The 16,041-nt window shown below is 64.5% G+C and carries 7 protein-coding genes; all 7 read right to left on the reverse strand.

Features of this window, described 5'->3' with window-relative positions; translation table 11 throughout:
• Nucleotides 1-37 precede the first annotated feature (37 nt).
• The gene (gene mfd / locus ABCN07_RS02720) at nt 38-3,502 is read right to left on the reverse strand and encodes a transcription-repair coupling factor (protein ID WP_343005269.1); all 3,465 of its coding nucleotides are present in this window, start codon (nt 3,500-3,502) and stop codon (nt 38-40) included.
• On the reverse strand, nt 3,502-6,867 hold the full coding sequence (locus ABCN07_RS02725; protein ID WP_343005270.1) for a 4-alpha-glucanotransferase: 3,366 nt from the start codon (nt 6,865-6,867) through the stop codon (nt 3,502-3,504). The genes mfd and ABCN07_RS02725 overlap by 1 nt, the downstream gene beginning before the upstream one ends.
• Before the next feature lie 52 nt (nt 6,868-6,919).
• Nucleotides 6,920-8,416 (reverse strand): glycogen synthase GlgA, encoded by a 1,497-nt coding sequence (gene glgA / locus ABCN07_RS02730; protein WP_320679619.1) that lies wholly within the window; start codon nt 8,414-8,416, stop codon nt 6,920-6,922.
• Nucleotides 8,416-9,513, reverse strand: coding sequence for a glucose-1-phosphate adenylyltransferase subunit GlgD (glgD, locus tag ABCN07_RS02735; protein ID WP_343005271.1), 1,098 nt, complete (start codon nt 9,511-9,513; stop codon nt 8,416-8,418). The genes glgA and glgD overlap by 1 nt, the downstream gene beginning before the upstream one ends.
• Nucleotides 9,514-9,516: 3 nt before the next feature.
• Nucleotides 9,517-10,665 carry a glucose-1-phosphate adenylyltransferase gene (locus ABCN07_RS02740; RefSeq protein ID WP_343005272.1) on the reverse strand — a complete coding sequence of 383 codons (1,149 nt, stop codon included), beginning with the start codon at nt 10,663-10,665 and terminating at the stop codon, nt 9,517-9,519.
• Nucleotides 10,666-10,749: 84 nt separating this feature from the next.
• Nucleotides 10,750-13,185 (reverse strand): glycogen/starch/alpha-glucan phosphorylase, encoded by a 2,436-nt coding sequence (locus ABCN07_RS02745; protein WP_343005273.1) that lies wholly within the window; start codon nt 13,183-13,185, stop codon nt 10,750-10,752.
• A 90-nt stretch (nt 13,186-13,275) separates the two neighbouring features.
• Nucleotides 13,276-15,498 carry a 1,4-alpha-glucan branching protein GlgB gene (gene glgB / locus ABCN07_RS02750; protein ID WP_343005274.1) on the reverse strand — a complete coding sequence of 741 codons (2,223 nt, stop codon included), beginning with the start codon at nt 15,496-15,498 and terminating at the stop codon, nt 13,276-13,278.
• Nucleotides 15,499-16,041: the final 543 nt, after the last annotated feature.

The raw sequence follows: 16,041 nt of genomic DNA on the forward strand, positions 1-16,041 counted from the left end.
CGAGGCCTTGGCATGGTGCCAGAGTCCTCACCAGCGGTTATTCTTCTGGCTCGTCATCGCCACCGGCTTCCTCGAGCACGGCCAAGGCGCAGGCGACGAGGTCCTCGGCACCACGCTTGAAGGGGTAGGCGACCTTCTCGGTCTTGGGATATATGATCGCCCCGCGTGCCTTGAACTTGAGCGTAAGGTCGCGAGAGCACTTGAGGCCCAGGTAGATGATGCGGCCGCTCGTGAGCGTGACGCTCGTGACGCCCAGACGCTGGGAGCGGATGCGAATGCGCGCGCGGTCGAAGAGGTTCTTCGCGGCGGCAGGCATCGCGCCGAAGTCGCGCTCGCACTCTTGCTCGAGCGCGTCGACCTCGGCAAGCTCCACGGCGCCCGCAAGCTTGCGGTACACCAGGACGCGCTTGTCGACCTCGGGCAGGTACTCCTCCGCGAGGTAGAAGTCCGCGGAAAGGTTGATGTTGACCTCGCTCTGCGCAAGCTCGCCGCCTGCCTCGCCCTTCGCCTCGGCGACGGCCTCGCCAAGCATCTGGGTGAACAGGTCGAAGCCGACGCTCGAGAGGTTGCCGTGCTGCTCCGCCCCCACGAGCGAGCCGGCGCCACGAATCTCGAGGTCGCGCATGGCGACGCGCATGCCGCTGCCAAGCTCCTGGTACTCGTTGATCGCCATGAGGCGGTCCGTCGCCTCAGGCGTGAGCGGACGCTCGCCGGGGAACATGAAGTAGGCGTACGCCTGGATGCGACCACGGCCGACGCGCCCCTTGAGCTGGTAGAGCTGTGCCAGGCCCAAGCGCTGGGAGTCCTCGATGATGAGGGTGTTGCTGTGAGGGTTGTCGATGCCGCTCTCGATGATGGTGGTCGCCACCAGCACGTCGATCTCGCCGCGCTGGAACTTCATCATCATGTCCTCGACCTGCTTGGCGCTCATCTTGCCGTGCGCCACGCCCACGCGGGCCTCGGGCGCGGCCTCGAGCACACGGGCCTCGGCCTCGTCGATGGTCTTCACGCGGTTGGAGACGTAGTAGACCTGACCATCACGGGCGAGCTCCGCACGAATGGCCGCGGAGACGACGTCCGGGTCGTACTCCCCCACCGTCACCTTGACAGGGAGGCGCCCCGGCGGCGGCGTCATGATCAGGCTCATGTCGCGCACGCCGCTCATCGCCATCTGCATGGTGCGCGGGATGGGCGTGGCGGAGAGCGTGAGCACGTCGACCTGCTCGCGCATGTTCTTGAGCTGCTCCTTGTGCTGGACGCCGAAACGCTGCTCCTCGTCGATGATGACGAGGCCCAGGTCATGCGGATTCACGTCCGAGGAAAGCAGGCGATGGGTACCCACGAGGACGCTCACCTTGCCACTCGCAAAGCCCTCGAGGGCAAGCTTCTGCTGCTTGGGCGTGCGGAAGCGCGAGAGCACGTCGACCTCGAAGTCGAACGGCGCGAAGCGGTTGAAGAACGTCTCGAAGTGCTGCTGGGCGAGGATCGTCGTGGGACAGAGCACCATGACCTGGCGGCCCTCGGCGACACACTTGAAGGCGGCGCGCAGGGCTACCTCGGTCTTGCCGAAGCCCACGTCACCGCAGAGCAGGCGGTCCATCGGGCGGGCGGTCTCCATGTCAGATTTGATATCCGCCACGGCGGAGGCCTGATCCTGCGTGAGCTGGTAGGGGAACTCCGCCTCCATGTCTTGTTGCTCGGGCGTGTCCGGCGCGAAGGCAAAGCCCTGGACGCTCGCACGACGCGTGTAGAGATCGACGAGGTCGAAGGCGAGGCGGCGGGCGTTCTTGCGAGCCTTGCCGGTGGCACGGCTCCAGTCCGCGGTGTTGAGGCGCGTGAGGCGCGGCGCGGAACCGTCCGGGCCAACATAACGCGTGATGCGATCGACCTGCTCAAGCGGTACGAAGAGCTTGTCCCCGCCGGAGTATTCGAGCAGGAAGTAGTCGCGCTCCTTGCCGGCGACTTCCTGGCGCACGATGTCCGAGAAGAGCGCGATGCCATGCGTGGCGTGGACGACGTAGTCTCCGGGCTTGAACGGGAAGGTCACGCTCGTGGGATCGACGCGGCGGCGCGTCTTGCGCTTGGCGGAACGAATCGCGAGGTCGCCCACGGAGAGGATCGCGAGGCGCGCCGACGGCACGATGACGCCGGCGGGCACGGGAAGGTCAGTGAAGGTCACCTGGCCGCGCGGGAGGTCTGGCGCGCTCGCAAGGTCGTTCGCAGTCGGGTCCATCACCGGCACGCTATTCTCCGGAGCGGAGCCCAGCGCCTCGCCAAAGGTGACGCGCTCGTCGCCAAAGGTGAGCTCGAGGTGCTCGCGCGCCGCACGGTCGGGCACGGCGAACAGCACGGAAGCGCCGTCGTTCAGAAGCTGGCGGACGCGGCCGAGCAGGCGCGTATCGGAGCCGGCGATGCTCGGCTGCCTCACGGGCAGCTCCGCGGTGACCTGGGAGCCCACGCGCAACATGCTTGCGAACGAAAGTCGCTGTTGGCGGCCGAAATCGAGGTCACGAGGGGCGGTGTAGAGTCCCGCCGTCTCCTCGCCGGCGTTGGTCGCAAGCTGGGCCACCTCGTCTGAAGCGCGCACGCAATCGTCAAAGAGGGCGCGTGGCTCGGCGAAGCACATGAGGGCGCCCTCGCAGACATGCTCGAGAGGGCTCGCCGTCTTGCCATAGAGGGCGGCGAGATAGCGCTCGAGCGTGGGGTCCGCGCTTCGCGCCTCGATGAGCTCGAGGTCAGTGGCGACCTTGGTGCTTGCCTGGGCATCCGCCCAGAGCGCCTTGCGCGCGCGGGCGACCGTCTCGTCCGTGAGCGCCAGCTCGCGGCAAGGGCGCACGGTCACGCTGTCGAGGTCGCCGATGGTCTGGCCAGTGGAGACGACCATACGCCTCACGCGATCGACCTCATCGCCGAAGAACTCGATGCGCACCGGCGTGCCCATCTGGGCGGGATGGATGTCGACCGCGTCGCCGTGGATATGGAAGGTGCCAGGGCCGTCGAGCTCGCCCGGATCGGAGTAGCCGAGACCCACAAGCAGGGACCCAACCTCCTCGAAGGGAACCTCGTCGCCCACCGAGAAGGTGCTGCTCGCCCAGTAGCCAGACCCCACGGGCGGCACGCGACGAAGCAGCGAGCGAGCGCTGGCCACGACGAGGCAGGGGTCGCCGGTTGCCAGGCGTCCAATCGCCTCGCAACGAGCGCCAACGACGGACCAGTCCGGCGTCTCCGCCTTCCAGGGGAGGTCACGACGCTCTGGGTAGCGGCAGACGACGTCGCCGCCAAGCCATGCCGAGAGGGCCTTAGCCGCGCGGTCCGCCGCCTCCTCGCCGGAGACCACGAACAGGCACGGACGCGGGTCAGCCGCCCAGACGCTCGCCAGCACGAGCGGACGAGCGCTCTGGGAGACTGCCAGCGTGGCGTCGTTTCCGGCTCGGAGCTCGGAGAGCGCCGGGAGAAGTTCCGGCGCGGAAAGCAACTGTCGAGAGACTCGGTTGATAAGCACTAGCGACCATCCTCCTGGCGCTCGGGACGCAGGGAAGCGAGCTCGCGAAGGTGCGGCGCGGCGGCGTCGAGGTCCGCCTCGGTAGCGTGCCAGCTCCAGTTGCCGCCCGCGACGCCGGGCACGTTCATGCGAGCCTCGTCGCCGAGCAGCGCCGCATCCTGCAGCGTGCACATGACCACGCGAGAGGAACTCGAGTAGGCGTCACGCATGAGACGACGGGCGAGTTCGCGAGCGTCACCCTCGGCAAGGCCGAACCTCTGCCCGCACCAACCCACGAGCGTGGAGGTGTCATGCGTGGAGGTATAGGCGACCTTGTCCGCGTGCGGATGCCACCCGTCCCTCACGTCGCCGTCGGCGAAGAGGAGGACGTCCATGCCCGGACAACCCACCTGCGCAAGAAGGGCACGCGTGGCGGGCGTGATCGAGCCGAGGTCCTCGGCAAGAATCGGCAGTGGTCCCAGCAGCGAGTTGGCGTGGGCGAAGAGGTCGACGCCCGGGCCCGCGAGCCACGAGCCGTCACGGGCCCCCTTGCCAGCGGGCACGCCGTAGTAGTTCTCGAAGCCCAGGAAGTGGTCGAGGCGCGTCACGTCATAGAGACCGAAGGTGCGCGCGAGGCGGCGCATCCACCAGGCGTAGCCGTCGGCGCGCATCGCGTCCCAGCGGTAACAGGGATTGCCCCAGAGCTGGCCCTCCTCGGCGAACTGGTCCGGCGGGGTGCCGGCCTGGAGCTCCGCCGCGCCGTCCGCGTCGAGACGGAACTGCTCGGGATGCGCCCAGACGTCAGCGGAGGAGGAGGCGACGTACATGGGAATGTCACCGATGACCTCGATGCCTCGGGCGTTCGCATAGGCGCGCAGATCCATCCACTCCCACTCGAACTCCCACTGCGCGAAGCGATGGAATGCGACGCCGGCGCTGAAGCGCGGGTCATCTGCGAGCTCCGGCGCGTAGTGGCGGAGCTCCTCCGGCCAGGTCTGCCACTCCTCCGTGCCAAGCACCTCGGCGATGGCGGCGAAGCAGCAGTAGGGCTCGAGCCAGTCATTGTTGATCTGCACGAACTCGCGGAACGCGGCATCGGGCTCGAACGCCTCGAAGCGACGCCTGAGCTCGCCCCCATCCGGCTCGAGCAAGCGCTCGTTTCCGGCGAAGACCGAGGACCCCGCATAGGGCGAGCCGTACATGTCCGTGGGGTTCACGGGGAGGATCTGCCAATAGCGCTGCCCGCAGGACGCAAGCCAATCGACGAAGGCGCGAGCGGGGGCGCCCAGCGTACCGGGCTTGTCGCCGTTGGGGATGCTCGTGACGTGACAAACCACGCCGCAGCCGGCGTCCATAGGCTTTGCCAGGGTCTTCTCGTCATCAAAATAGATCACGGCGCTGCCGAGCGGCGGCAGCGTAAGCGAGACCGCCTCGCCCTCGCGCCTGAGCTCCATGCCACCGATAAGGTCAACGGCACGCTCGCCGCGACTGGGAATGGAGGCGTACCTTGACTCGGAAAGGCTCCTGTTCACGAGGACGCAGACGCTCGGGCCATCGGGCGCATCATGCGGAGCAAGGCTCGAGCCAGCAGGCAGGCGCCACCAGCCAAGAACATCGTCACCGCAGTTGATGGGCCTCACGATGCCATCCGTGAGCACGGGCAGAGCGCGCCTCAGCTGGGTGGTGTTGCGATACATCACCTGGCAGTCCGCGTCGCCACCGTCCCACGGATAGGGACCGCGGTTGCACGGGTCGCAGAGACCTTCCATACCACGCTCGTCACCGTAGTAGATGCTGGGAACACCCTGGTAGGTCATCTGGAGGAGCGTCGCGAGCCAAAAGCGGCCCTTGGCAAGGCCGCGGCGCGCCTCCGTCAGGCGCCCGGGGAAATCATCTGGCCAAGGCTGCCAGTCAGGATGGTCGAGCGCGCCACCCAGCACGCTCATGAGACGTGGGCGATCATGGCTCGAGAGCAGGTTCAGCGCGGCAGCCATAGCCTCAGGCGGATAGTTCTCCGCGATCTGCATGAGGCTCTCCGCCGCATCCGCCGCGCTGACATTGCCGAGAAGGAAGTCGAGCACCGCCGTGCGGAACGGATAGTTCATCGCGCTGTCGAGTTCGGAACCCAGCAGGTAACGACGCAGCTTGCCATAGCTAATCTTGTTCGACGCGTCTTCCCAGACCTCGCCCAGGACGAGTGCGTCTGGGCGCTCCGCGAGGGCGGCCGTCTTGATGTCCTCGATGAACTCGTCCGGCAGCTCGTCCGCCACGTCGAGGCGCCAGCCGCGTGCGCCAGCGGCGAGCCAGTGGCGCACGACGCCCTCGGGTCCCGTGATGAAGTTCTGGTAGCCAGGGTTCGTCTCGTTCACGGCAGGCAGGTCGTCGACGCCCCACCAAGCCTCGTAGGTACCGTCGTCGTTAAAGGTGAACCAGTCCGCATAGGGAGAGACGGCTCCGCCCGCCTCCGGGCCACCAGCGGCAATCTCCGCCTCGTGGGCCTGCCAGGCGCCGGGCTCGGAGTAGGTCTCGTAGCGGTTGAAGTAGCGGCTGTCCGCGCCCACATGGTTGAAGACGCCGTCAAGGACGATCGAGATGCCGAGCTCTCCCGCCTCGCGGCAGAGCTCGGAGAATCCCTCCTCGTCGCCAAGCATCGCGTCGACGCGCATGAAGTCAGCCGTGTCATAGCGATGGCTGCTGCGAGCCTCGAAGATCGGGTTCAGATAAATGACGGTCACGCCCATGTCGGCGAGACGGCGTAGGTCTCCCCTGATGCCCTCGAGCGTGCCGCCGTAGAAGTCCCACGCCACGACACGGCCATCGGCATCCTTCTCGTAGGACGGGTCCGTGTCCCAATCCTCAACCACGCGACGCCTGGGACCGGGGATGCCATCTGCAGAGTCGTTCCCATGGAGGTGGCCCGCCGCCCGGGCTCGCTCACGCCAGTCGCTTCCGCGGCGATAGCGGTCCGGGAAGATTTGATAGACGATGCCCGAGGTAAACCACTCCGGCTTGACCTCGCGCGGGCGATAGACCGTGAGCTGGAAGGAGGAGGGCTGCCACTCGCAGAGCATGCCCTCGCCGCCGGTGTGGCCATCGCGCGCGCCATAGCGCAGCACCCTGCCGTCAGAGCGCTCGATCACGAAGGAGTACCACACGATCGCAGGGCTCTCACGCGTGAACTCGCACGAAAAGCGTAGGTGATCGCCTTCGGGCTCGCCCGTCATGGGGACGAAGGCCTCCCCCTCGCCGTCGACCCACGTGCGCAGAGCCACATGCGCGCCAGAGTCTCCGCCGATGGAGAGGCCAAGCGTGACGGTGCCGCCCGCGGGGGCGGCACCGAACGGAATCCTATAGCGGCTGTCACGACTGTCGTGATATGCCCACATGTCTCTATCCCATCCGTCCTGCGGTCACCGGGAGCTCCGCAGGCGACGGGCTCTACCGGTTCCGCTTCTTGTTGTAAGGGATCACCTCGGGATGGAGGTCATGGTAGGCATCCAGATACTGGTTGGCAGCGCGGCGCCAGCCGAAATCGGCCCCCATGGCATTGCGCATGAGGCCCTCCCAGGCATCCTTGTCAGTCCAGAATACCTCACAGGCGTTCAAAACCGTCGCAGCGAACTCGTCACCATTGAAGTTCGCGAACGAGAAACCGGTCCCCTCGCCCGTGAACTTGTTGTACGGCACGACGGAATCCTTGAGGCCGCCGGTCTCGCGAACCACCGGCAGGGTGCCGTAGCGCATCGAGATCATCTGCGACAGGCCGCACGGCTCGAACTGGCTGGGCATCAGGAACAGGTCCGCACCCGCATACATACGATGCGACAGCTTCGAGTCGAAGTCGATGCGAGCGCACATCTGCCCCTTGTACTTCCAGTCGAAGTAGCGGAGGGAATCCTCGTACTGGCTCTCGCCGGTACCGAGCACGGCGACCTGGACCGAGCGGTCGAGCAGCTGACCCAGTGCGTACTGGACCAGGTCGCAGCCCTTCTGCTTGGTGAGGCGACTCACCATGACGGCGAGGGGACGGCTCGGGTCAACCTTGAGGCCAAGCTCCTCCTGCAGCGCCGCCTTGCAAGCGGCCTTGCCGGAGAGGTCGTCCACGGAGTAGTGGCTGGCAATGCCAGAGTCAATCCTGGGGTCGTACTCCTGCGTGTCGATACCGTTCAGGATGCCATGCAGCTTCCAGGCGCGATCGCGGAAGATGTCATCGAGGCCCTCGCCATAGAACGGGGTCTTGAGCTCCTCGGCGTAAGTCGGGCTCACCGTGGTGATGGTGTCCGCGTAGAGGAGCGCCCCCTTCATGAAGTTGATGGTCTTCGGGGCCGTGTACATCTGGCCAGCGGCAGCGGTGTCCGCAAGGCCGCAGATGTCACTCATGACCTCGTCGCCATACTGACCCTGGAACTTCACGTTATGGATAGAGAACACCGTCTTGACGTTGTCGTATCCGGGAAGGCCCTTGTAGAACTCGCGGAGGAACACGCACGAGAGCGCCGTCTGCCAGTCATTGCAGTGGAGGATGTCGGTCCCGGCAAGCTCCGGCACGCGACCCAGGCACTCCGTAATGGCCTTCGAGAAGAACGCGAAGCGCTCGCCATCGTCGAAGTCGCCGTAGATGGTATCGCGGCCGAAGTAGTCCTCGTTATCGATGAAGTAGTAGTCGATGCTGTGATAGTTGAGGTGATCGACGCCGCACCAGACGTTGCGCCAGCCCAGGTTCATCCAGAAATCGGCCACGTGGTTCATCTTATCGCGGTACTCCGCCGGGATACGGCGGTACTTGGGCAGGATCACGCTGACCTTGCTACCGCAGCGACGGAGCTCATGGGGGAGCGAGCCGGCGACGTCGCCCAGGCCGCCCGTCTTCACGAACGGGGCGGCCTCGGAGGCGCAGAAGACCACGCGAAGCTTCCTGCGGGTTCGGCCACTCACTACCTCTCGCCGCCCTTCTCCTTCACGAGAACGGCCTCAGGCGTGCCGCGAAGCTCGGTGCCAGCCGTGATGACGTTTCCGCGGTCGATGATCGCGTGCTCGAGGCGAGCGCCGCGCTTGATGACGCAGTCATTCATGATGACGCAGTCGCGCACGGAGGCGCCGGGCTCGACGACGACGTGGCGAGACAGAATCGAGTCCGCGACGGTGCCCTGGATGTGGCAACCTCCCGAGACAATGGAGTTGGTGACGCGGGAACCGCTCTCATACTTCGCAGGCGGGTTATCGTGAGCCTTCGTCATGATCGGGCGATCAGGCGGGAAGAGCTCGGCGGTGACGTTGGAGTCGAGCATCTCGTGGCTACGCTTGGCATACATGCGCGCGTCGAAAACCGAGCCCGTGTACATATCGACCCTGTGCGCACGAACTTCAAGCTGCGGGAGATCCGGCTCGATGGCCTCGAACAGGTCGAGATAGTCGACGTTGGCATAGCGCTCGATGAGCTCGATGAGCTTCTCGCGCTTAACCACGAAGCAGTCAAGGAAGCCCTCGTCACCGTAACGGGTGCCATAGGTGAACCCTCGGACATGGCCGTCCTCGGTGTAGACGCTCGAGACGTCCTCGGCCTCGCAGTTGTAGGTCTTCGTGAGTAGCGTGATGTCTGCGCCGCTCTCGTTGTGAACGCGGATGAGCTCGCGATAGTCGTAGTTATAGATGATGTTCGCCGCGGAGACGACCACATTGCTGGCCTTGTCGCGATCGAGGAACACGCGGTTGGCGATGAGGTCGCGCAACAGGAAGCGCGGGCCCTTGCGGCTCGTGCCGAACGCGGAGCCCGGCATGAGGAAGAGGCCGCCCTTCTTGCGATCGAGGCCCCAGTCCTTACCGGTGTAGAGGTGGTCAACGACCGAACGATAGTTATAGGGCATGATCACACCAACGGTCTCGATGCCGGAGTTGACCATGTTCGAGAGCGGGAAGTCGACGAGGCGGTAACGGCCGAGGAACGGCACGGACGCCGCCGGGCGCAGCTTCGTGAGGGCGCTCGGGTGCTTGACGGAATAGTTTGTGGTGATGAGTCCGACCGCGGTCTCCATGGCCTACTCCTCCCCCTTCCCCACGACGACCTCGTCGCCGATAACTGCCGTGTCCTTCGTCACATCAACGCTACCGAGCTCGACGCCCGCCTCAACGACGGCCTTCTCGCCCAGAATCGCGCGAACCACGTGCGCGCCCTCCTTGACGACAGCGCCCGGGAACAGCACCGAGTCCTCGACGACCGCGCGCGGGCCAACCTCCGCGTCCGTGGAGATGATCGAGTGCCGGACGGTGCCCTCGATGCGGCAGCCGTTGGCGACAATCGCGTCGTCGATGACGGCATCCGGACCCACGTAGTGCGGCGGGCGCACCGGGGCGTTCGTCATGAACGGGAACTCCTTGCCATACAGGTCGAACGCCGGGTTCGGGCCGAGGAGCTCCATCGAGGTCTCGTGATAGCTCGAGATGGTGCCGACGTCGCGCCAGAAGCCGTGGAACTCGTAGCAGAAGATGCGGGCCTGCTCGGCGAGGAGCTTCGGGATGATGTTGTTGCCGAAGTCGTGCTCGGACTGCGGGTCCTGCGCGTCCTCACGGAGCGAGCGGAGCAGGACGTCGGTGCTGAAGACGTAGATGCCCATCGAGGCGAGGTTGGAGTCCGGCTTCTTGGGCTTCTCGGTGAACTTGGCGACCGAGTCGTCCTCGTTCTTGGTGATGATGCCGAAGCGCGAGGCCTCCGCCCAGTCGACCGGCATGACGGAGATCGTGAGGTCGGCGTTGTTGGCCTTGTGGCTCTCGATCATCTTGCTGTAGTCCATGCGATACAGGTGGTCGCCGGACAGGATCACGACGTACTCGGGGTCATAGCTCTCGATGTAGCCGAGGTTCTGGTAGATGGCATCTGCCGTGCCGGCATACCAGTTGCCGCCCGTCTCGGTGGCGTAGGGCGGCAGAATCGAGACGCCGCCGTCACGCGCGTCGAGGTTCCACGCAGCACCCGTGCCGATGTAGGAGTGCAGCAGATAGGGGCGATACTGCGTCAGCACGCCCACCGTATCGATTCCCGAGTTCGCGCAGTTGGAGAGCGCGAAGTCGATAATGCGGTACTTGCCTCCGAACGAGACCGCGGGCTTGGCGATATTGCGCGTGAGCGCAAGAAGCCTGCTTCCCTGTCCACCGGCAAGCAGCATCGCGATGCTTTCCTTCTTGCCCATGTGTCCTTCCCCCTTCACGCCGTAATTGGTATGCCTGGCCCTTCGCCCGCGGAAGGTTGTGCGGGCGATTGGGGCCGTATATCCCTAGAGCCCCCAGATTTCTGAGGCGTATTCCCTGATGGTGCGGTCGCTCGAGAACTGACCGGAGTTCGCGATATTGTGGAGGGCCCTACGCTGCCAGGAGCGCTGGTCGTCGTAGGTGGCGGTCAGCTCCTCCCAAGCCTGGACGTAGCTCGCGAAGTCCGCGATCACGAAGTCGTAGTCGTTGTTGCCCATGAGCTCGGAGCTGATCTGCTCGAAATTGCCCGAGAGGCGGGCGAACGTGCCGTCCGTCAGCTGGCGCACGCAGCGGCCGATGCCGTTCGGGTCCGCGTTGAGGATGTCCTGTGCGAAGTAGCTGCCGCTTGCGCGCAGGGCCTCGACCTCCTCGACCTTCATGCCGAAGATCTTCTCGTTCTCCATGCCCGCGAGCTCGGCGATCTCGACGTTGGCGCCATCGAGGGTACCGAGCGTCAGGGCGCCGTTCATCATGAGCTTCATGTTCGAGGTGCCCGAGGCCTCCTTGCCGGCAGTGCTAATCTGCTCGGAGATGTCGGCCGCGGGGTAGATGAGCTGGGCGTTCGAGACCGCGAAGTTGGGGATGAAAGCGACCTTGATGTACTCGTTGACGCGCTCATCGTTGTTGATGACGTCTGCGACCGAGTTGATAAGGCGGATGACCTCCTTGGCGAAGGTGTAGGCGCTCGCCGCCTTGCCGGAGATGATGAAGGTCGTCTTGTGCGGCTTGTAGCTCGGGTCATCGAGCATGTGGTTGTAGATGCTCATGACCTTGAAAATGTTGAGCAGCTGACGCTTGTAGGCGTGGAAGCGCTTGACCTGGACGTCGTAGATGGAGTCCGGGTCAATCTCGACGCCGGTCTGCTCGAGGACATACTTGGCGAGACGAACCTTGTTCTCGCGCTTGCTCGCGCTCATGGCATCGAGGAAGTCGACGTCGTCATAGTAGGCGGAGAGCTTCGAGAGCTCGGCGGCATCCGCCAGCCAGCCGTCACCGATCTTCGAGGTGATGAGGGCAGAGAGGCTCGGGTTGGCGTTGCCGAGGAAGCGACGCGGCGAGATGCCGTTGGTCTTGTTGTTGAACTTCTCGGGCATGAGCTCGTAGAAGTCATGCAGGGTCTCGCGCTTGAGAATCTCCGTATGGAGCGCGGCCACGCCGTTGACGCTGTGGCTGCAGATCACCGAGAGGTTCGCCATGCGGACCTGGCCGTCCCACAGGATGGCGGTGTTGCGCAGCTTCTCCTGCCAGTTGTCGATGTCGCGCGGGAAGCTCTCCATGTAGCGGCGGTTGATTTCGTCGACGTACATGTAGAGGCGCGGGAGCAGGCGCTGGAAGGTGTCGATCGGCCACTTCTCGAGGGCCTCGGGAAGCACGGTGTGGTTGGTGTAGGAGATGGAGCGCGTGGTGATGTCCCACGCGGTATCCCAGTCGAGCCCCTCCTCGTCAACAAGCAGGCGCATGAGCTCGGCGCCGCACATGGCGGGGTGGGTGTCGTTCGTGTGGATGGCGACGAAATCCGGGAAGCGCTCCCAGCCGGCATCCGCATGGTCGTACTTGTAGTTACGCAGGATCGAAGCGAGACCCGCGGCCACGAACAGGTACTCCTGCTTGAGACGAAGGATGCGGCCGTGCTCGCCGGCGTCATTGGGGTAGAGGATCTCGGAGATGGCCTCGGCGTCCGTGCGGAACTTCGCGGCCTTGGCATAGTCGCCGGCGTTGAAGGCATCGAGGTCGAAGTCCTCGTGCGCGGGTTCGGCGCTCCAAAGGCGGAGGCGGTTCACGGTCTTGCCGCCATAACCGATGACCGGTACGTCATACGGGACGGCCTTGATGAGCTCGCCGCCCTCCTGCGTGAACCAGAACTTGCCGTTCTCATCCTCGTGGCGGACGACCTCGCCGCCGAAGCGCACGAGCACGGCGCTCTCCGGGTGCTTCGTCTCCCACGGATAGCCCTTGTCGAGCCAGTTGTCCGTCACCTCGACTTGGCGGCCATCGACGATCTTCTGGCGGAAGAGGCCGTAGTGGTAGCGCATGCCGTTGCCAAAGCCCAGGATGCCCTCGGCGGCCATGGAATCGAGGAAGCACGCGGCGAGACGGCCGAGGCCGCCGTTGCCAAGGCCCGGGTCGACCTCCTGGGCGATGAGTTCATCGAGGTCGATGCCCATGTTGGCAAGACCGTCCTTGACCAGGTCGCGGACGCCATAGTTGAGCAGGTAGTTATCGAGCAGGGGGCCAAGCAGGAACTCGAGGCAGAAGTAGTAGACCTTCTTCTTGTTGCTCTTCTTGTTCTCGGAATCCGAGGTGGCGAACTCGATGTTCGCCTTCATCGCGATGAGCTGGGCCAGGGCCTGGTACTGCTCAAGCGTGGTGCAGTCCTTGAAGTCCTTGCCCACGAGGGACTCGAGCATGGAACGATACTCGGTGGCAAAAACCTCGGAATTCTCGAAGATACGGTCGGTCATGTACGTGCTCCTAACGATCTAACTCTTCTCTGGTGCTGTTACGCGTCTGTCAGCCCAGCTTGGCCTCGACAGACGCCTGTTAGCAGGCATTTATTTGATGGTAGCGCCCTTTGCGGACTTGGCAGGGGCGTCGGCCTTATTTGCTTTCGCAGACTTGCCCTTCCTCTTACCTGACGCCTTTGGGGCGGCTGCGCGCTTCTTGGTCTTAGCGCTCTTCTGCGTGGCAGCGCGCTTGCCCTTGACGGGCAGCGGACCACTGGCGCGACGAGCGCGCTTGGCGGCAGGCTTGGCCTCGGCGGCCTCCTTGGGCTCTGGCACGAAGGTGCTCGGCCCTATGCGGCGCAAGATCATGCCACCCAACGGGGGCACGTTCACAATCACGGAGTTCGGGCGTCCGTCGCAGTCCTCCGGGCGGCTCTGGATGGTGCCGCCGTTGAGCTGGCCCGATCCGCCGAATTCCTCGGCGTCCGAGTTGAAGAGCTCGATGTAATCGCCTTCACGCGGCACGGGGACACGCCAGCTCGGACGGAAGTTGACGTCGAAGTTGATGACGACGACGAGCTCCTCGCCCTCGTCGCCACGGCGGACGAAGGAGATGATCGAGTGCTCGGCGTCATCCGCCGAGAGCCACTCGAAGCCCTGCCACTCGTACGCCTCGCGCCAGAGCGCCGGCTGCTCGAGGTAGAGCTTGTTGAGGGCGGCGATGAAGTGCTGGTGCTTCGCGTGGGGCTCATACTCCTTGGCGAGGAACCACTGGATGGACTCGTAGTAGCGCCACTCGATGTACTGGCCAATCTCGTTACCCATGAAGCTTAGTTTCGCGCCGGGGTGAGTCATCTGGTAGAACGCGAGCGTCCTCAGACCGGCGAACTGCCTCCACTGGTCGCCCGGCTGACGCGTGATCAGCGAGCACTTGCCGTGGACGACCTCGTCATGCGAGAGCGGGCAGATGAAGTTCTCGTTGAAGGCATACATGAGGGAGAACGTCAGCTTGCCGTGGGCGCCGGGACGCCAGGGGAAGTCCGTCTGCATGTAGCTCAGGGTGTCGTTCATCCAGCCCATGTCCCACTTGTAGTGGAAGCCCAGGCCGCCGTCCTCGGGCGGGTAGGTCACGAGGGGCCACGCGGTGGACTCCTCCGCCATCATCATCGTACCGGGGAAGTAGTCGCCCACCGCAGTGTTGACCTGGCGAATGAAGGCGGAGGCATCGAGGTCCTCCTCCGTGCCCTTCTCGTTCAGGCGCTTCTCCGCGGGATTGTCGATACCGAAGTTGAGGTAGAGCATGCTGGAGACACCATCCATGCGGATGCCGTCCGCGTGGAAGCGCTCGAGCCAGAAAAGCGCGTTGGAGACGAGGAAGCTGCGCACCTCGCCGCGAGCGAAGTCGAACTTGTGCGTGCCCCAGTTGGGGTGGATCTCGCGCTCATAGAGCATCCCGCCGTTGAACATCGCGAGGCCATGGGCGTCCGCGCAGAAGCCACCGGGCACCCAGTCGAGGATCACGCCGATGCCCGCCTGATGGAAGGCGTCGACGAGGCGCATGAAGCCCTCCGGGGAACCGAAGCGCGAGGTGGGGGCATAGTAACCGGTGACCTGATAGCCCCACGAGCCATCGAAGGGGTGTTCCATCACGGGGAGGAGCTCGACGTGGGAGTAGCCCATCTCCTTGACGTAGGGCACGAGCTCGGCAGCCATGTCGTCATAGGAGTAGTAGGCGCCGCGCTGGGCGGGGAACTCGTCCATAGGGCCAGGCCAGGTGCCGTCCTCGCGAGGCTCGCCCTGGGGCTCGTCGCCATGGCGCTTCCAGCTGCCGAGATGCACCTCATAGATGTTGAGGGGCTCATGCATGTGGCCATTCTGGGAGCGGTGGGCGAGCCACTCCTCGTCGCCCCAGGCATATGCGGGATCCGCCGCCGTGACTGAGGCGGTGCCCGGCGCGGGCTCCGCAGCGAAGGCGTAGGGATCGGCCTTATAGAGCAGCTCGCCAGACATCGTCTCGAGGACGAACTTGTATAGCTCACCCTCGCCGACACCAGGCACGAAACCGCACCATACGCCGCCCGTAGGCAAGGGCGAAAGCGGATTTGCCGAGGTATCCCAGCCATTGAAATCACCCACGACGTGGACCGATCGCACGCCGGGGGCCCAGACGGCAAAGCGGTAGCCAGGGGCACCATTCTCGCAAGTAGGGTGAGCACCCATCTTGTCATAGCTGCGATACCAGGTACCGGCAGCCATCAAATACAGGTCGTCAGACGTTATATCGAGGCTTGCGCCAGCCACCGGATCAACGGCGGCTTTGGTTGCCTTCATTCGAATCCCCCTTCTTCAACCCTCTCCCACACGCCAGCGAAGCCAGGCGATATCGCAAGTGCGGCCCGGCGTAAAACCGGTTGATTCGCGAACGTTTGGCCCCGGGCTCGATGGGACACCTCCACTTTATGCCCGCCCGCATCCCCAGGAGCGCCGGCGAATGAAAAGCTTCGGTAAGCGGGCGTGGTTCAATGATGGGCGGTTCACATTTCGTGCACATTTTTAAGGTGTAGCACAAAGCAGGCCTGCGAGCTGCCGTTATATGAAATTGGTTTTGCTTTGTTTTAGACCTAAACATTTAGCCCCCGCTTTCGGAAGTAAGGTGCGGATCCTCTCGAGAAAGGCCGCGACGCGAAAAAGCCGCCAAGTAGGGGGCTAAATCGCCCGAGCTCGAGTAGACCCACTCAAGAGCTCTCAGCGACCTCGGCTTTTGCGGGACAAAAAAGGCGTCTACTCGGCGGGAAGCCGATTAGCCCCCTACTTGGCGCATAAAAAAGAGGAGCGCCCCAATTGGGGCGCTCCTCCGCGCGATCGAGCTATGCG

The sequence above is a fragment of the Collinsella sp. 1033st1_E11_1033SCRN_220408 genome, assembly GCF_039062465.1.
Classification (GTDB): Bacteria; Actinomycetota; Coriobacteriia; order Coriobacteriales; family Atopobiaceae; genus Parolsenella.

Excerpts from the sequence above, each read along its gene's own strand:
- ABCN07_RS02740 (WP_343005272.1), bottom strand. The coding sequence starts at position 10,665 with ATGGGCAAGAAGGAAAGCATCGCGATGCTGCTTGCCGGTGGACAGGGA.
- glgB (WP_343005274.1), bottom strand. The coding sequence starts at position 15,498 with ATGAAGGCAACCAAAGCCGCCGTTGATCCGGTGGCTGGCGCAAGCCTC.
- ABCN07_RS02725 (WP_343005270.1), bottom strand. The coding sequence starts at position 6,867 with ATGTGGGCATATCACGACAGTCGTGACAGCCGCTATAGGATTCCGTTC.
- ABCN07_RS02745 (WP_343005273.1), bottom strand. The coding sequence starts at position 13,185 with ATGACCGACCGTATCTTCGAGAATTCCGAGGTTTTTGCCACCGAGTAT.
- glgD (WP_343005271.1), bottom strand. The coding sequence starts at position 9,513 with ATGGAGACCGCGGTCGGACTCATCACCACAAACTATTCCGTCAAGCAC.